The organism is Thermomicrobiales bacterium, from assembly GCA_041390825.1.
Classification (GTDB): domain Bacteria; phylum Chloroflexota; class Chloroflexia; order Thermomicrobiales; family UBA6265; genus JAMLHN01.
This window is the reverse complement of sequence record JAWKPF010000045.1, coordinates 1-16149: the sequence shown is the minus strand read 5'-3', so window position 1 is coordinate 16149 and position 16149 is coordinate 1. Positions and strand designations below refer to the sequence as shown.

At 62.2% G+C, this 16149-nt stretch carries 14 protein-coding genes; 4 read left to right on the top strand and 10 right to left on the bottom strand.

All coding sequences use genetic code 11. The annotated features are described in order from the left end of the window. Positions 1-346: 346 nt before the first annotated feature. The 9 genes from R2855_18130 to R2855_18090 form a co-directional block, all read right to left on the bottom strand. Complete coding sequence (locus R2855_18130; GenBank protein MEZ4532918.1) at positions 347-1750, bottom strand: FAD-binding oxidoreductase; 1404 nt, start codon at positions 1748-1750, stop codon at positions 347-349. 227 nt (positions 1751-1977) lie between these two features. Then, on the bottom strand, positions 1978-3378 hold the full coding sequence (locus tag R2855_18125; protein ID MEZ4532917.1) for an FAD-binding oxidoreductase: 1401 nt from the start codon (positions 3376-3378) through the stop codon (positions 1978-1980). Positions 3379-3583: 205 nt separating this feature from the next. Beyond that, a complete protein-coding gene (locus R2855_18120) occupies positions 3584-4747 on the bottom strand; it encodes a molybdopterin-dependent oxidoreductase (GenBank protein ID MEZ4532916.1) in 1164 nt (387 codons plus the stop codon). Between the two features lie 184 nt (positions 4748-4931). Beyond that, on the bottom strand, positions 4932-5159 hold the full coding sequence (locus R2855_18115; GenBank protein ID MEZ4532915.1) for a hypothetical protein: 228 nt from the start codon (positions 5157-5159) through the stop codon (positions 4932-4934). Between the two features lie 231 nt (positions 5160-5390). Next, positions 5391-6884: a response regulator transcription factor gene (locus tag R2855_18110; GenBank protein ID MEZ4532914.1), complete on the bottom strand. Its 1494-nt coding sequence runs from the start codon at positions 6882-6884 to the stop codon at positions 5391-5393. 27 nt (positions 6885-6911) lie between these two features. Next, positions 6912-7988 carry a helix-turn-helix domain-containing protein gene (locus R2855_18105; protein ID MEZ4532913.1) on the bottom strand — a complete coding sequence of 359 codons (1077 nt, stop codon included), beginning with the start codon at positions 7986-7988 and terminating at the stop codon, positions 6912-6914. A 110-nt stretch (positions 7989-8098) separates the two neighbouring features. Next, positions 8099-8497: a hypothetical protein gene (locus R2855_18100; GenBank protein ID MEZ4532912.1), complete on the bottom strand. Its 399-nt coding sequence runs from the start codon at positions 8495-8497 to the stop codon at positions 8099-8101. Between the two features lie 15 nt (positions 8498-8512). Further along, positions 8513-8971 (bottom strand): CoA-binding protein, encoded by a 459-nt coding sequence (locus R2855_18095; GenBank protein ID MEZ4532911.1) that lies wholly within the window; start codon positions 8969-8971, stop codon positions 8513-8515. Continuing rightward, the gene (locus R2855_18090; protein MEZ4532910.1) at positions 8968-9237 is read right to left on the bottom strand and encodes an acylphosphatase; all 270 of its coding nucleotides are present in this window, start codon (positions 9235-9237) and stop codon (positions 8968-8970) included. The genes R2855_18095 and R2855_18090 overlap by 4 nt, the downstream gene beginning before the upstream one ends. A 449-nt stretch (positions 9238-9686) precedes the next feature. On the opposite strand from R2855_18090, the gene R2855_18085 reads away from it, so the two are divergent. From R2855_18085 to R2855_18075, 3 genes are all read left to right on the top strand, one after another. Further along, a complete protein-coding gene (locus tag R2855_18085; protein MEZ4532909.1) occupies positions 9687-10790 on the top strand; it encodes a substrate-binding domain-containing protein in 1104 nt (367 codons plus the stop codon). Positions 10791-11287: 497 nt separating this feature from the next. Next, complete coding sequence (locus R2855_18080; GenBank protein ID MEZ4532908.1) at positions 11288-13909, top strand: ATP-binding cassette domain-containing protein; 2622 nt, start codon at positions 11288-11290, stop codon at positions 13907-13909. A gap of 1 nt (position 13910) precedes the next feature. After that, positions 13911-14876 (top strand): ABC transporter permease, encoded by a 966-nt coding sequence (locus R2855_18075; GenBank protein MEZ4532907.1) that lies wholly within the window; start codon positions 13911-13913, stop codon positions 14874-14876. Here R2855_18075 and R2855_18070 read toward each other — a convergent pair. Continuing rightward, complete coding sequence (locus R2855_18070) at positions 14873-15532, bottom strand: NYN domain-containing protein (GenBank protein ID MEZ4532906.1); 660 nt, start codon at positions 15530-15532, stop codon at positions 14873-14875. The genes R2855_18075 and R2855_18070 overlap by 4 nt on opposite strands. 254 nt (positions 15533-15786) lie before the next feature. Between R2855_18070 and R2855_18065 the strand changes: the two genes are divergently transcribed. Next, positions 15787-16149 (top strand): hypothetical protein (locus R2855_18065; protein ID MEZ4532905.1); only part of this gene is annotated, 363 nt, incomplete at its 3' end.

Genomic DNA, 16149 nt, shown 5'->3' with positions numbered 1-16149 from the left:
GGAGGGATCTCCTCGCCACAGCGAGGGCAACAAGGTCACGCTTCGTTGAGATGGAAGGCACTTGCTTGAAGAACCGCCCGAGCCCAGCGTTTCAACGGTGGGACCCCGCGGAGTGACAATCGGACCCTCCCTGAGCAACCAGTCGAAGGATCTCTTGCCAAACTCCAGTCTCAGACGGAACGTTGCCACAACCAAAGGTGTGGTAGCCCAGCGCTTCAACGGTTGGGGGTCCCGCGGGTGACAATCCCAGTCAGACTCAGCATCAGTGGCCGGTAGCTGGTGACAGATATGACAGGAACGGACGCGGTGGCGCCCGTTCCTGTTCTTTCGCTCGTGCTGTCGACTACTAGAGCTTTGGCGTGATGTTCTGATTCACGCTGAAGCGGTTGTTGGGATCGTAGATCGCCTTGATCCGCTGCAACTGCGGATAGTTCTCGCGGTAGACCGCTTTCACCCGGTCGACTCCCTCATCCATCATCATGTTCACATATCCGCCGCCGCTGGAGAGCGGATGCAGAGCATCCCAATACATCCGCGCGAACGCGATGTTCTCCTGCATGCGATCGGCATCGTCGTCCGTCATCAAGATGACATGCACAAACTTGGCGTCCCGGTGGCTGTAGGCAGTCTCGGTGCGCGCCACATCCTGAATCGCGCCATTGAGCGAGTAGATGTGCATGATCGAGGCCGCATTCGGCATCTTGTGCCCATGCTCGAGGTGAATCTCGATCATCTCGTCAGTGAGCTCGGTAATGTAGTCGGCCTTCCAATAGTCCTGCCGGCCAGCAGGGAACATGGCGTCGAACGCGCTGTTCCAGGTTGCGAAGGGGAACTCACCGGCGAACTCAGCGGACGGCCCAACTGCCAGGAATGGCTCGATGATCGCGCGGCCCTCGGCCTCGGGACCGTTGAAGCAGAAGACGATCTTGCCCATCTGCTTGTTGTGATGCTCCACCGGCAAGAAGGGGGCCTCGGGGGTGAAGATCGTGCCAAAGAAGAGACCCAGCTCGCGCGGGGCGGTTTCGATGAAGTCACGGTAGAGCTCCATGAGCTGCTTGCTCTTCTCGACTTCATAGAAGAGGACACCCGCAAAGACGTTCCCGACTTCGTGCGCCTGGAACTCGAACGCGGTCACCACGCCGAAGTTGCCGCCGCCGCCACGAATCGCCCAGAAGAGATCTGGACGCTCGGTTGCGCTGACGGTCACAAAACTGCCATCCGCCAGCACCATGTCGGCGGTGAGGAGATTGTCCAGCGTGAGACCGTGCTTGCGGCTGAGGTAACCAAATCCGCCGCCGAGCGTAAGGCCACCCACTCCGGTGGTCGAAATGATGCCGGCCGGAACTGCCAGCCCAAACGGCTGGGTAGCATGATCGACATCGCCCCAGGTGGCGCCCCCCTCCACCAGCACGCGTCTGGTGTTGGGATTGACATGGACGGCGTTCATGCGTCCCAGGTCGATGACCAGACCGTCATCGCAGGTGCCCAATCCCGCAGCGTTGTGTCCACCACCGCGCACACAAATCGGCAGATCACGTTCACCAGCGAACTGCACCGCCGCCATGACATCGGCCACATCGACCGCTTGCACGATGAGCGCCGGGCGCTTGTCGATCATGCCGTTGTAGACGGCGCGAGCGGCATCGTAGTCCGCATCGTCGGGTGTGACGACGTTGCCGCGCACGCTCATGCGCAGGAGCGCGATCGACTCGCCATCCAGGATCCCGGTCTTTTCCACTACGACTGTCACGATTTCCTCCTTAATGGAAACCCATTACGTTTCGTCCCCGTCCAATTTCGAGGACACCATCACTCTACCGATCGGCGGCGCTCGCAACATCGGCAGGGCTGCCTATTTCGAATGGTGGTAACTGGTGGAGATCAGGGATTGTCGCTACGTCGATTGACCTACGACAGTCGCTTGCGGACGTGGGCGCCGGTCCTGGCTGAGGAACCGGCGCCCTGTGAACCGAGCCACTAGGCTGGGGCAATGTTCTGGTTGATGCGGAAGCGATTCTCCGGATCGACCTTGGCCTTGATCTGCTGGAGGCGAGGATAGTTGTCCCGGTAGGTGTCTTTCACCCGGCCGCTGCCTTCATCCATCATGAAGTTGACGTAGGCGCCACCCGCGGAGAAGGGATGCTGGGCGTTCCAGTACTCCCGCGCGTTGGCGATGTGGTCCGGCATACGGGATGCGTCGTCGTCGGTAACCAGGTAGACGAAGACGAACTTGGCATCTCGATGGCTATAGGCCATGTCGTGCGGGCCGACGTCCTGGATCGCGCCGTTGACCGAGTAGATGTGCACCACCGAGGAGGGATTCGGCATTCCTCCGCCGTACTTGAGATGAACATCGATCGCCTCGTCGGGCAGTTCGGTCAGATAGTCGGCTTTCCAATAGTCGTGCCGCCCCGGGGGGAAGAGCGCATCGAACATGGCGTTCCACGCGGAGAACGGCATTTCCCCACCGACTTCGGCAGCCGGCCCAACCGCGAGGAAGGGTTCCAGCACGTTGCGCGCCTCGGCTTCCGGGCCATCGAAGCAATAGACCATCTTGGCCATGTTCTTCAGGTGGAGTTCTTCCGGCAGGAAGGGCGCCGGCGGGGTCATCAGGAAACCGAAGAAGATGGCGAGTTCGCGCGGGGCTGTGTCGATGAAGGTGCGGTAGAGCTTCATCAGTTCTTCGGCTTTGTCGAGCTCGTAGAAGAGGACCCCGGCAGTGACGGTGCTCACCGGACGCGCCTGGAACTCGAACGCGGTCACCACGCCGAAGTTGCCGCCACCGCCACGGATAGCCCAGAAGAGATCGGGATGCTCGGTTGCGCTAACAGTCACGAACGAACCATCGGCCAGCACGAGATCGGCGGATACGAGATTGTCGATAGTCAACCCATGTTTGCGGCTGAGATAGCCAAACCCGCCGCCCAGGGTGAGTCCGCCGACACCGGTGGTGGAGATGATGCCGCAGGGCACCGCCAGCCCGAACGGAGCGGTGGCGTGATCGACATCGCCCCAGGTGGCGCCGCCTTCCACCAGCACCCGTTTGGTATTGGGATTGACGTGGACAGCCTTCATGCGGCCGAGATCGATGACGACCCCATCGTCGCACGTGCCCAGGCCCGCGGCATTGTGACCACCGCCGCGGACACAGATCGGCAGATCGTTGGCCGCGGCGAAGCTCACCCCCTGCATCACGTCGGCCACATCGGCTGCTTGCACGATGAGGGCCGGACGTTTGTCGATCATGGCGTTGTAGACCGCGCGCGCCTCGTCATAGCCCGGATCGCTCGGCGCGATGACCGCTCCACGCACCACAGCGCGCAATTGTTCGACCGCATCGGCCGAGATTCCCTGGTTCTTCGTTGCAATGGCAGTCATGTATCGCTCCTTTCATGCTCAGAGCCTGGGAGAAGGTCATCTGCTCCGACGAACCTGCACCCACCATACAGACCGGCGCCGCGCGCCCGAATCCGTAGAAATACGCAATCGCGGCGCTGGGCACTCTCCGATCGCATGACATTGCCGCTCGGCCGAACGACTTCAGCAAGGGACGTGCCGGGCGATCGGCGTCTCGGCCCGGAAGTCAGCTCACAGCGAAGTGGCGAGTGATGATGCCGTTGCTCTCCCAGTAGGTCGACTTTCCAGCCAGGAACGGATCGTCCGGCGCTGGTTGCTCCTCGCCAGAGGCCGAGACAGCACGGGAAGCGACGGTGTGCTCGCCCGCGGCCAGTTCGCCGAGATCGTAGGTCCAGAAGGTCCAGGTATAGGGATCGTCCGCGCCGGTGGTCAGCTCGGCATCCTGCCAGGGTCCGCCGTCGACGCTTACGCCAACGCTGCCGATCGCTTCACCCCAGGCCGCGCCCTCCACGGTGTAGCTGCCGTCCTTTTCGATCACCCGCGCCGGCGCGGACTTCAGCCGGTCGTGCGCGACGGTGTTGAGCGTCCAGACTTGCTCGTCGTCGTGCATCACCTGCCGCATGGTGACGTAGTCCCGCGCCATGAAGTTGCCGGCGTAGCGCTGGTCGGAAATCTCGAGACGGGTCAGCCATTTCACATTGGCGACACCGTACCAGCCGGGGGCGATCAATCGGGCGGGCGCGCCGTGCAACGGCGGCAGCGGCTCGCCATTCATCTCCCAGGTGATCAGGTTTTCGGGGTTCATCGCTTGCTCGATCGACATGCTGCGCGCGAAATGCTCGGTGATGGTCACATCGCCCCGCACCTGATCGCCAGCGTCGGCCCCCCAGAAAATGACCTCGGTTCCACCCTCGAGCACTCCGGCTTCTTCGAGGATTGGCGCCAGGGGCGTGCCCGCCCACACCGCGTTGCCGATGCCGCCGTCGAAGAATGGCAGCCCGGTGTTGCCCGAACACTCGATGGTGAATGTCACCTCGGCCCGTTCCCGCGCCTGCAGGTCGGCCAGGCTCAACGACAATGGGTTGGAAACCAACCCACTGACATGCAACGCCCAGGTCGATGCATCGATGACCGGCTCGTCGTAGTGCTTGATGATGAAGAACTCGTCGTTGGGTGTGATCCAGGAATCGAGAGTTTCCCAATCGAGCTGCTGCACCAGCACATTCGGCACAGGATTCTCGGCAAGCTGATCCGTCCAGGGAATCACTGTTCCATCGACGGGCGTCTGCGCGGCGAAGGCAAAGCGCGCGCCGCGCGGCATTCCCAACGCGGCCATGCTGACGGCACTCGAGGCGATAAAGGTGCGGCGAGAGACAGCAGGAATGCTCATGTGATCGACTCCTTCCGACAATACGAATACCGCTGTTTCCCTACCAGACGGATCGACTGGCAGAAAAGTGACGCGCGCATCGACCAAGGGCGTACTTCTTCCTTCGCGCGTCCGCGCGAATCTACGACCATCCTGTATCGTGAGAGGGTGCTTCCTTCCGGAGACGTGACTTTCTGCATCCTTCCTAGCTCGTCATGAATCGCATACCGGGCCGTACTCCGCCTGAATCGCTTTGCTCGATCTCGCCGCAGGGGTGCTGATTGCCGGTATCGAGAATGACATCGTCCCTGTCGAACCGAGGCAGCACGCTGCTAGCCGCGGCTGCACCGATGACCGGTATTCCGATCGCGGCTGCAAAGAACAGCGCGCACACCACACGCACGACACGTTCTCGTTTGAATCGAAGGTCCATGCTCGACTCCTGCCCAGGCTGCCGTATCTCGTTCAACGGCCATTGAGGGGCACGGTCAGGCTCGCTCACGAGCCTGCATGGAAACTTCGTCCACATGGCGTAATTGGCCGAACCAGTGCAACTGGTGACGAATCATCCAAAGGGATTAGCCCGGATTGTTCATCACTGACGACTGGACTCCCTTCTTCGCGCATATGAAGAGTCCACACGAGCGATCGATGGAGATGGATATCAGATCAACTTGTGCTGGATGGAAAGTGTCGCGGCGGCGGTGCGCGACTCTACTCCGAGCTTGTTGAGAATGGAACCGACATGCACTTTCACGGTCGGCACACTTATGAAAAGCGTCTCGGCAATCTGGCGATTGGTGCTCCCGGCAACCAGGAGCTGCAATACCTCGCGTTCGCGCCGGCTGAGCCCGTGGGGATTCCGTGAACCGGGGTTTGCTCCACTCGCGGAGGGTTCCCCCTCATCCAAGACCCGATCGGCCACAGCCGCAGCATCTTCCAACGACATTGTCAAGCCGATGGACCACGCACGTTCGAACTGCTGCTCGCTGAGTCTGCTTCGCACGGCCTCGACGATGCTGACGTAGTCTTCCAGCGACGTGTCCTGAACCGGAAAACCACCCCACATTCGCAGTCGCTCAGCCGCTCCCAATAGAAGCGCCGCTTCTTCGTGCCACCCGCTTGTGGCAGCGAAACTCGCAGTCTCGTCCAGGCACGACGACATCATATAGGCGTCTCCAAACTCCAGCTCCCGCCACAACGCCATCCGGAGATTCTTGGCGCTCTCTCGATGCAGACCCAGTTTGCGAAGCGCGAAGACAAGGTCGAGCTGCGCGTCGGCCAGCGCCCAGGGATCGTGCGCATCCTGCAGGATAGCCAGACCTTTCTCGTATTGCGTTCGAGCATTTTCGCAATCACCACGCCACATGTATGCGTATCCGAGCCAGGAATTCAGCATTGACTCGAGCGCTGAGTCGCCTGAAAATCGCGCGTGCATGAGCGCGGCATCGAAATGGCGACTACCAGCCGCGTAGTCCCCATTTGCCGAATCCAGCAGTCCCCTGATGCCGAGTGCCCATGCAGCGCCCGAATCATGACCAGACGCATGGGCGCAGCCCAATCCTTGCGCCGCGGCGGAATCAGCGGCAGCCAGGTTTCCCAATACCCACTCGGCCCACCCGAGCCGCACCCATGCGTCGGCGCGCAGTGCATCAAGACCTGAGCCCGGCATGGCGAGCACTCGGCTCAACCAGACTTGCGAAACGCGATAGCGCCCACGCGCAGCCCAATGGGCAAATACCATCGAATTGGCCATTCGCAGGCTGAGCTCGGCATTTCCTTGATCGATAAGCCAGTCGAGCGCGGTATGCAGATTCCCTGACTCGCGATCGTTTTCCTGGACTCGCGCCAGATGCAGTGGGCCAATGATGTGGCCGCCCCGCTCGACCACTTCCAGGAAATGTCTCGCATGCGCTTCCTGCGCCGCGAGGAGTTCGGCGTCCGCGTCGAGCGCTTGGCGCGCAAAATCCCTGATCGGTTCCGGCATCAGAAAACGGAGAAGTGACTCAGCCGCATGCGCGGTGCGTAACAGCGCGCTATCGACCAGAGCGGAGAGCGCCTCGAATGTCCTTTCCGCATCCAGCCCAATACTTCGCCCGGTGGATTCGATCGCCTCCCACGAGCACCCGCCCACGAAGACCGACAACCAGCGCAGCAACCGCTGTTCGGTTGGCTGGAGCAGGCCTTAGCTCCAGGCGATGGTGTTCCGCATCGATTGATGGCGCTGGGGTTGATCGCGGTTACCTCCAACAAGCACGGGAAGCGGGCGATCGAGCCTGGCCGCCAGGGATGCGGCCGACAACACACGCAATTGTGGCGCGGCCAGCTCGATTGCCAGCGGCAGCCCGTCGAGACGCCGGCAGATTTCTATGACACTGGCGCTATTCTGCTCGGTCATCTCGAAAGCGGTGTCGACGACGCGCGCCCGCTCGAGAAAGAGTCGAACCGACTCGATCTCGCGCACTGCTTCCAGCGATTCGCTTCCCTCCGGCAGGACGAGCGGCGGGACCAGGTATTCGTGTTCGGGGCCGAGCCGAAGCCGGACCCGGCTGGTGGCCAGTACCTTCAAATACGGCGCTGCCGCGATCAATCGCGTGACCAGCGGCGCGGCGTCGACGACGTGCTCGAAGTTATCGAGCACCAGCAGTTGCTGACGATCAGCGAGGACCGTCTCCAACCGGTCCTCTGGCGGCGAAGCGGTTTCAGCGATGCCGAGGGTTTGCACGATCGCAGACGCCACGATCGAGGGCTCGGCCACCGCCGCCAAATCGACGAAGACCGCCCCATCGGCGAACGACGGTGCTGTTCGCATTGCGATTTCGATTGCAAGGCGCGTCTTGCCAACACCACCCTGACCCGTCAGCGTCACCAGGCGGATGTCCGGGCGAGCCATCAGCGCGACAATCGCGTCGAGTTCTGTCTCCCGCCCAATGAATGTGGTGAAGGGTTCCGGCAAATCCCTCCTCGGCCGCGTCGCCCCGGAGCGCCCCTTTTCGTCGCGCGCGTGCAACGCCAAATCGACCGCCGCTCTGGGCGACGCCGATGCCAGCAGGGTCGTGCGTTCCGCAGGGCTCAGCGACAACGCATCGGCAATGCGGTGTACGGTTTCCGTCTCCGGTTTTGACCAACGCCCTCGTTCCAGATCGCTGATCGACCGGACAGGGACGTCCGAGCGCTCCGCCAGTTCCTCTTGACTGAGACCAGCGGCGTTCCGGAATTGGCAAAGCAACGTGCTGAGATCGGCTTGGTCGGTAAGGTGCATGGCTCGGCGCCCGTCGGGAACGAGGATTGGTCTGGTGTGGTTCTCACCATAATAACCCCCCTTGCCAACCCGAGGGCTGCGGTCCGCGGACACGTGGTTCCGCAGATGAGCTAGATCTCGTCGGCGCGGAGGGCTTCGGCCTTCTGGGGCATCCGCTCAGGGTGCGGAGCGAAGATGATGCCGGTCAGGCGGCCGCGCTTGTCCCGGATGAAGTACTTGCGGCTCTCCTCATCCTCGATGCAGTCCTGCAGCTCTTTCTCCAGGTTGCCGTGGGAATCGGAGACGAGGTAGATGCCGATCGAGCGCATGCGGTGCGCGGTGCCGATCGGGTTGCCCTCTTCGTCGTTGACGATCTCGCCGTCGAATTCATCGAACTCTTCGACCGGAGGCTGATACGCCTGCTGCTGGGGAGCGGGCTCGTCCGCGGAGGGCGGAGCCGGGGGCGGCGCCATGACCTCGTCGGCAATTTTCTTGATGGCCCACTGGGCGCCAATCTTGGGTACGACCATCGGTCTCGATACTTTCTAGCTCGTTCGCGCCCGGACCAGGAAGATGTGGGCAACGGAAATGCAGGTGTCCTGCACGAAGGGTATTCCATGGGCGGCTGCCATGGCACGCGCCGGCTCACTGACGATCCCGGCTTGACACCAGACAGCCCCTGCGCCGATGTCGATGGCCTCCTGGGTGTGTCCAGGCACGAAGCTTGCGTTGCGAAAGAGATCGACGATGTCGACATGGCGCGGGATATCGCCCAGCGTCCGGTAGACCGGCTCGCCAAACGGCCCCATCTTGCCCGCCAATCGCGGATTCACCAGCGGCACATCGTATCCCTGCGCGTGCAGATATCCGGCAATACCGTGGCTGGAGCGGTCTGGCTTGTCCGACCAGCCGACGACCGCGATGGTGCGGGCGTTCTGGAGCAGCGCGCGCAGTTCGGCGTCATCCAGCGCGGGAGGAAGTTCGGGTAGCGCGAAACTGGTCAATAGATCTCGAATCCCTTGTATCCGACGAGGTCGCCATCCTGGACCTCGAAACGCGTGACTTCAGAGCGCGGGGGACCTTTTTCGCACCAGGCAACGTACTTTTCGATGGCGTCTTCGGTCCCTTCAGCCTCGATCCAGACCGAATCGTCCGGCATGTTCCGCGCGAACCCGGTCACCTCGAGACGCACAGCCTCGCGTTGCGCGGCTCGCCGGTAGTTGACGCCCTGAACCCGTCCCCAGATTCGAAGCACGACGCGACGCTTCATTGCACATCCTCGCACTGGAGCCATGGAGCCGGCGAAATGGATCGCAAACTCGCTTTCTCCCGGCAATTATCGCCGTTCTTGCGAATCTTCACCGGGCACACGGGAAGAAGCGGCAGAACACTCGCGCCCAGAGACGCTGATCAGTCCTTCTCTTCACGCTTTTCCATCGACCTCGAACCCCTGCTTCCCGTTGACGTCGTCGATACGGACGTCATTGCCGGGGATGAGCGGATTCTCACGCATCGTGTACCGAAGCGGACGTTCTCGGTGTGTCCCGCTCCGGACAATCGCCTCGAGGAGTGGGCGCCTGAGTGGTCATAGTCGAAGGGGAAAATCCCCAAACACCCGATTGTGTTGCGTTATCAGCTTGTGTAGAGTAACGAACGGGACACGCGCGTGTCCCGATTCCGTCGATTCGGCCCCGTTGTCTGAATGAAGGAGTTTTCCCCGTGGACAAGACACTCGATCGTCGACGATTCGTCGTTGGTTCCGCAGCGCTCACCGCGGCGGTCGCCGCGACTGGCAAGCTGCAACTGGGCGCGTTTGCCCAGGATGAGAACTGGCCGCCGGTCGAAGGGCTGGCGCCGCTCAAGGTCGGTTGGTCGACCATCTACACGACCCCGTCATGGATGACGGAGACCCAGAACGAGATCGAGGCCGAGGTGCAGCGTCTGGTCGACATGGGCGCGACCATCGACTTCCAGGTCTTCGACGCCAACGGCGACACGGCCACCCAGATCGCTCAAATCCAGACGATGATCGATCAGCAATACGACATCTGCCTGCTGATCGCCGGATCGGCTACCGCGCTCGACCAGGTGGTCGAATCGGCGCACAACGCCGGCGTGATCGTGGTCAACTGGGACTCGGAAGTCACGACCGATCAGCTCACGGCCAAGATCAACACCGATCAGCATCAATGGGGCAACATGACCGCCCAGTGGCTGGTCGATCAAATCGGCGGCTCGGGACCGATCCTGGCGATCAACGGTCCGGCCGGCATCTCCGTCAGCGAGGCCCGCTGGGCCGGCGCCGAAGAGGTCTTTGCGCAGTATCCAGACGTGGAGATCGTCGGCACCGCCAACATCGAGTACAACGAGGCTCCTGCCCTGACCGAGATGGAGAGCCTGCTGGCCGCGCATCCGGACGTGGTCGGCATCTGGTGCCAGGCAGGCGCGCACGCTTCGGCCGCCCTCAAGACGATGCAGGCGATGGGCCTGCCGTTCGTACCGATCACCGGTGAGAACTACAACGCCTATCTGCTGCAGTGGTGCGATCTGCTGGAGGACGGCTTCACCTCCTTCTCGACCGCGCAGGTGAACTACATGGCGGTCATTGCGCTCGACCTCGGCATCCTCGCCAAGCAGGGCCAGCCGGTGCCGAGCCGGGTCGTGGTGCCGTTGCCAGAAATTACCGACGACAACGTCTGCGAGTGGGCCGACGAGAGTCTGCCGGAGGACTGGTACTCGATTCCCGAGGTTCCGGGACCGGCCGAGCGCCAGGCGATCATCGAGGGAGCGATGGCCGCCCCTGAAGCGACACCGGCCGCCTAGTTCGATCGACCGTCCGTGTCCCGTTCCCAATTCGTTGGGAACGGGACATGCGCATCGTCCGATGGGGGCTGTCCTCTATGGTCGCCGAACCCATCCGGTCGGAGGAAAGGGCGTCCGTGCCCTCGCGAGCCCGCGAATGCGACACGAGAGGGCACAGAGGCCCTTCGCCACGGCCGGCGCGGCTGTCCCCGGACTCCGATTGGCGGCCACGGGTGCCACTACGGCCAGCGCGGCTGTCTCCGGGCTCCGGACCCAGGACTCCGGACCCGAAAGGGCACCGAGCCCTTCACGGCGGAGGGAGCGATCGTAGCGCAGGAACCTGTGTCCTGCGATCGACCGCAGGTCGATAACGGACGCACCCCAGGCCATGCCTTCATCCCGGAAACCCGGTTGTCGGCAAGCTGAGCTATCGCGCTGTCGCGCTCGCACAGCACAGGCAGCTGCATTGCGACTGGTGAGCGCCAGCACTGCGCAATTCATTGCTTCGAGAGGGATTCGTGACTACCGAGACCGCCGAACGTCCCCCGGGGACACCAGTGCCGCCGTTCGATACCGCGCCCATTCTGCGCACCGCCGACTTGACCAAGTCGTTCGCGGGCAATGTCGTGCTCGATCGGGTGGGCTTCGATGTCTACCCTGGCGAAATTCACGCGTTGATGGGCGAGAACGGCGCCGGCAAGAGCACCTGGATCAACCTGGTGACGGGAGTGCATCAACCCGATTCCGGCACGATCACGTTCGACGGCGTCACGTATCAGGGCTTGTCGCCGCACCAGGCCGAAGCGATCGGCATCAGCACCGTCCACCAGGAACTGAGTCTCAGCCCGCACCTGACCGTGGCGGAGAACATCTTCCTTGGGCGCATGCCGACCACCAGGTTCGGGCAGGTCGATTACGCGCGCATCGAAGCAGAGGCAACCCGAATCTTCGACGATCTCGGAGTAGAGATCGATCCACAGGCCCAGGCAGGAGAGCTTCCGCTCGCCGAGCGGCAACTTGTCGAGTTCGCCAAGGCGATCGTCGCCGAGCCGAAGCTCCTCATTCTGGACGAAGCCACCTCCGCCCTCGACAAGAGCCAGGTTGAGCTCTTCTTCACCTCGTTGCGCAAGCTGCGCGACCGGGGTGTGGCCGTGGTCTTCGTTTCCCACCGGCTGGAAGAGATCTTCGCGATCACCGATCGGATCACGGTGCTCAAGAACGGCGAGTACGTCACCACGGTAGCCACTCCGGGCACCACGACCGACCAGTTGGTCAAGTTCATGGTCGGGCGCGAGATCACCGATATCTTCCCACCGAAGCCACCGATCGAGGAACTGATGGCCGGACCGGTGGTGCTCTCGGTTCGCAATCTCAGCTCCGGGCACCGCTTCCAGAACGTCGATTTCGATCTGCATCGGGGTGAGATCCTGGGCCTTGGCGGGTTGCAGGGACAGGGGCAACGCGAGCTGCTGGCCGCGCTCTTCGGGTTGCATCGGGTCGAGGGCGAGGTCTTGCTCGATGGCCAGCCCGCGGCGGTGCGCGGACCGCGCGCGGCCATGTCCCGGCGCTACGCCTTTGTGCCAGAAGACCGCAAGACCGAAGGGCTCGTCCTGCAGCTCCCGGTGAGCGACAACCTGGCGCTGCCCAATCTGAATGCAGTCAGCAGGTTCGGCCTGATCGACCGGGGCCGCGAGCGGACGCTGATCGATTCGCTGATCGCCAAGCTGCAAATCAAGTTGCGCTCCCCCAAACAGCGGGTGCTGCGCCTGAGCGGCGGAAATCAGCAAAAAGTCGCGATCGCCAAATGGCTACCGCAGGAACCGGAAATCCTGCTGCTGTCGGAGCCGACGCGCGGAATCGATGTCGGCACCAAGCAGGAGATTCATCGCCTCATGCGCGAGCTGACCGCGGCCGGGGCATCGATTCTGCTGATCACCTCGGACACGATCGAGCTGCTGGGCTTGAGCGACCGCGTGATGGTGATGTACGAGCGCCAACCGGTGGTGACGCTGAGCGGCGACGACGTAACCGAAGAGAACGTGGTGCACGCCTCGGTGGTGGGCGGTGAGAAACAGATCGCCGAAACGCTGGAAGCCAGGGCCGAAGGCGCCAGGACGCCCGTTGCGGGAACCACGTCCGAAACGTCGCCGGAACGCTCGCTGAATCCGCTGGCCAAACTCGGTGTTTTCAGCAAGCTCTCGCGCGCCTGGCAGGATGTGCTGCCGATCTATGCGGTCACGGCCATCTTCGCGCTGATCTACCTCTATATGAACCGCAACACCTTCGGCATCGACACGGTGAACAATCTGTCGGCGTGGCTCTTTCCCCTGTTCCTGGCGGCGATGTCGCAATCGGTCATCATGCTCACCGGAGGAATCGATCTCTCGCTTGGCAACATGATGAGTCTCTTCACCTGCATCCTGGCCACCCAGATGTGGGACAACCCGCTCTCCATGATCAAAGCGGTCACCATGGTGTTGGCTGGCGGGGCGTTGATCGGGCTCTTTACCGGCGCGATCGTCTCGTACATCAAGCTGCCGGCCATCATCGTCACCCTGGCGACATCGTTCATCTGGGCGGGCGCTGCGCTCTGGGTCCTGCCTTCGGCGGGAGGGCATCTGCCGCGTTCGTTCTCCTCACGCTTCATCGGGCAGATCGGAGGAGTCATTCCGGTCAGTCTGCTGGTGCTGATCGGGGCGTTGCTCTTCTGGAGGTACGGCATCAAGCGCACCCCGCTTGGTGTCGGCATCTACGCGATCGGCGACAACGAGCGCGGCGCGTTCTTCAGTGGTTTGCCGGTCAAGCATCTGCGCATCGCGGCCTACATCATCTCCGGGCTTTTTGCCGCGCTCGCCGGTATCGGGCTTTCGGCCTACGCCGGATCGGGCGATCCACTCATCGGCGGAACCTACACGCTGGCAGCCATCGCCGCGGCGGTCCTCGGCGGGGTCAGCTTCCTGGGTGGTCAAGGGCATCTACGCGGCACGATTGCCGGTGTGCTCTCGCTCGGGCTCGTTACGCAAATCCTCTTCATTTCCGGGTTCTCGGTTGCCTATCAGCGGGTCATCTATGGCCTGGTGCTGATCGTGGCGATCGGGATCAAGACGTTTGCCGCCTACCGTATCGAGGAGCGCCGCTGAGATGGCTTCCCTACCCACGACATCGTCCGGCGTGAGCGCGCGGCTGCGCGGCATCCGCATCGATCCGGTGATTCTGACCTTTGTGGTGCTCTTGCTCCTTTGGGGATTCAGCCTCTATCGCACCGAAGGGTTTCGCTCGGTCAACTACACCATGCTCACGCTGCGCACAGCGGCCTTTCTGGGTATCGTGGCCGCTGGGCAGACACTGGTGATCCTGATGGGCGGCATCGATCTTTCGGTGGCGGCGGTGATTACCATGACCGGCGTCGTCGCCGGCAACCTGATGACCCAAATCGGGCAATTGGGGGGCATTCTGGTCACCCTGGTGATCGCGATCTTGGTCGGCGTCTGCAATGGGCTGGGGGTGACGGTGCTGCGGCTGCCGCCGTTGGTGATGACCCTGGCCACCCTGAGCATCATCCAGGGCGTCTTGCTCGTCTACAACGCGGGGAAACCGGTGAGCGGAAAATCGCCGTTCCTGGAGTTCTGGGCGAAGGACAAGATCCTGGGCGTGCCCGCGCCGGTATGGGTCCTGCTCGCGGTGACGCTGGTCTGCGTGGTGCTGCTGCATTTCACGTCGTACGGCCGGGGAATCTACGCCATCGGCAACAACCCACGCGCGTCCTACATCTCCGGTGTGCCGACCACCGCGATCCAGATCGCAACCTATGCGCTGTGCAGCTTGTTCGCGGCCATCACCGGATTGTTGCTCCTCGGCCGCACCGGGTATAGCTCGAAAACCGCTGGCGACCCGTACATGCTCATGTCGATCGCGGCAGTCGTGATTGGGGGCACCTCGATCATCGGGGGGCGCGGCAAGATCATCGGCACCATCGGCGGCGCGCTGGTGATGACCATCCTCATCAATCTGCTCACCGTCGAGAACATCGACGAATCGGTACGCATGATGATCCAGGGCGGCTTGATCCTGGCGCTGTTGATTGCGTACGCGGTGACGGAGGATTAGTCGGGGTTCGCTCTCCAACGTGTCGGCTTGTGGATGACCCTCCCTGTCGGAGTAACAACAGGATCTGGTAGCTGTGACACCGGAAGCAGCCCCTTGTCGAATTGCCACGCGAAGTCAGCTGTCTTTGCGAGGTCCTTCGAGACCGCCAAGTCTGGACTGACGACACCGACAATACACTCTGAGACTTTCTTGGCAATCTGCACCGCTGGCACAAAATCGGAGTCATTTGTCACCAATACAAGCGCATCCGCGTTTCGTTGAACTGCATCGACAATCAGCGTCGCGGCAAGTGCGACGTCACTCTTCTTCTCTTGCCAGACAAATGCAGTTTGCTGGATGGCCATTCCCGCAGGGCAGCGCACCAGTGCCACCTCGCGCTTGGATTTCACGAACTTGCCTACGTGTACCGTGACTGCTGAATAAGCTCTCAATGCGTCCAGGTAGTTGGCGTGTCGATCAGCCTGACCAGGGTCGTCGGGCGGGTTTGGCGCGATCGCGGTGAAGTAGTGAACGGCCACGAGATCGTCGTTTGGAAAGAGGTTTCTGGCAAGGCGCTCGAAATCGACCCACTTCAGTCCCTTGAAGGGGGCTTTCGTGCGGCCACTGAAACATGCGTAGTAGAACGAGAAGCCATCGATGTAGACAGCAACACGCATCGGTCTATAGCCCAAGGTGGCAAAAAAGAGGAGCTGCCTTGCGACAACTCCTCTGCCTGCCACCAGAAGCGGCAGGGGATATTGACGTTAGTCTAGCAGAATCAGCACACACGTTCCAAGCGTTTTCGATGGACGCTCACCGGCGTCGGTCGCCCTGGGAGCGCGAACGCTCGATCCCGGTATTGCCACCACATGCAAGAATGGATGGGTTCCTTCTTCTCCTCAGCCAACGTTCGCAAAGGAAGCCATCGACCATGACCAAGAGAGGAACCAGTCTCCTGACAAGCGAGTCATATGCGCTTTCCCGCCGCCGCCTGGGGTCGCTCGCGGCCGGCAGCGCTGCCGCCGCGATGATCGGGCAAACGCGCGTCGCGGCCCAGAGCGCCACCCCGGTGGCATCACCAGCACCGTTGACCGAAGAGCAGCAAGGCTGGCTCGATCAGGCGAGCCGGGAGGATGTGAACGGCTGGGTACATGTGAAGGTGCAGGGCGCGCCGTTTGCCCGGGGCTTTCAACACGGCTACCTGACCGCGGCCGAATATGCCGAGTGCATCCGGGTCTATTCCGCGATGACGCTGCAGACGATGGGAATGGACTATTCCTTCTTCGTCGAGAAG

What these genes read in the sequence shown, in the direction of transcription:
- R2855_18115 (MEZ4532915.1), bottom strand. Translation starts at nt 5,159, where the DNA reads ATGGACCTTCGATTCAAACGAGAACGTGTCGTGCGTGTGGTGTGCGCG.
- R2855_18125 (MEZ4532917.1), bottom strand. Translation starts at nt 3,378, where the DNA reads ATGACTGCCATTGCAACGAAGAACCAGGGAATCTCGGCCGATGCGGTC.
- R2855_18090 (MEZ4532910.1), bottom strand. Translation starts at nt 9,237, where the DNA reads ATGAAGCGTCGCGTCGTGCTTCGAATCTGGGGACGGGTTCAGGGCGTC.
- R2855_18070 (MEZ4532906.1), bottom strand. Translation starts at nt 15,532, where the DNA reads ATGCGTGTTGCTGTCTACATCGATGGCTTCTCGTTCTACTACGCATGT.
- R2855_18100 (MEZ4532912.1), bottom strand. Translation starts at nt 8,497, where the DNA reads ATGGTCGTACCCAAGATTGGCGCCCAGTGGGCCATCAAGAAAATTGCC.
- R2855_18075 (MEZ4532907.1), top strand. Translation starts at nt 13,911, where the DNA reads ATGGCTTCCCTACCCACGACATCGTCCGGCGTGAGCGCGCGGCTGCGC.
- R2855_18105 (MEZ4532913.1), bottom strand. Translation starts at nt 7,988, where the DNA reads ATGCACCTTACCGACCAAGCCGATCTCAGCACGTTGCTTTGCCAATTC.
- R2855_18120 (MEZ4532916.1), bottom strand. Translation starts at nt 4,747, where the DNA reads ATGAGCATTCCTGCTGTCTCTCGCCGCACCTTTATCGCCTCGAGTGCC.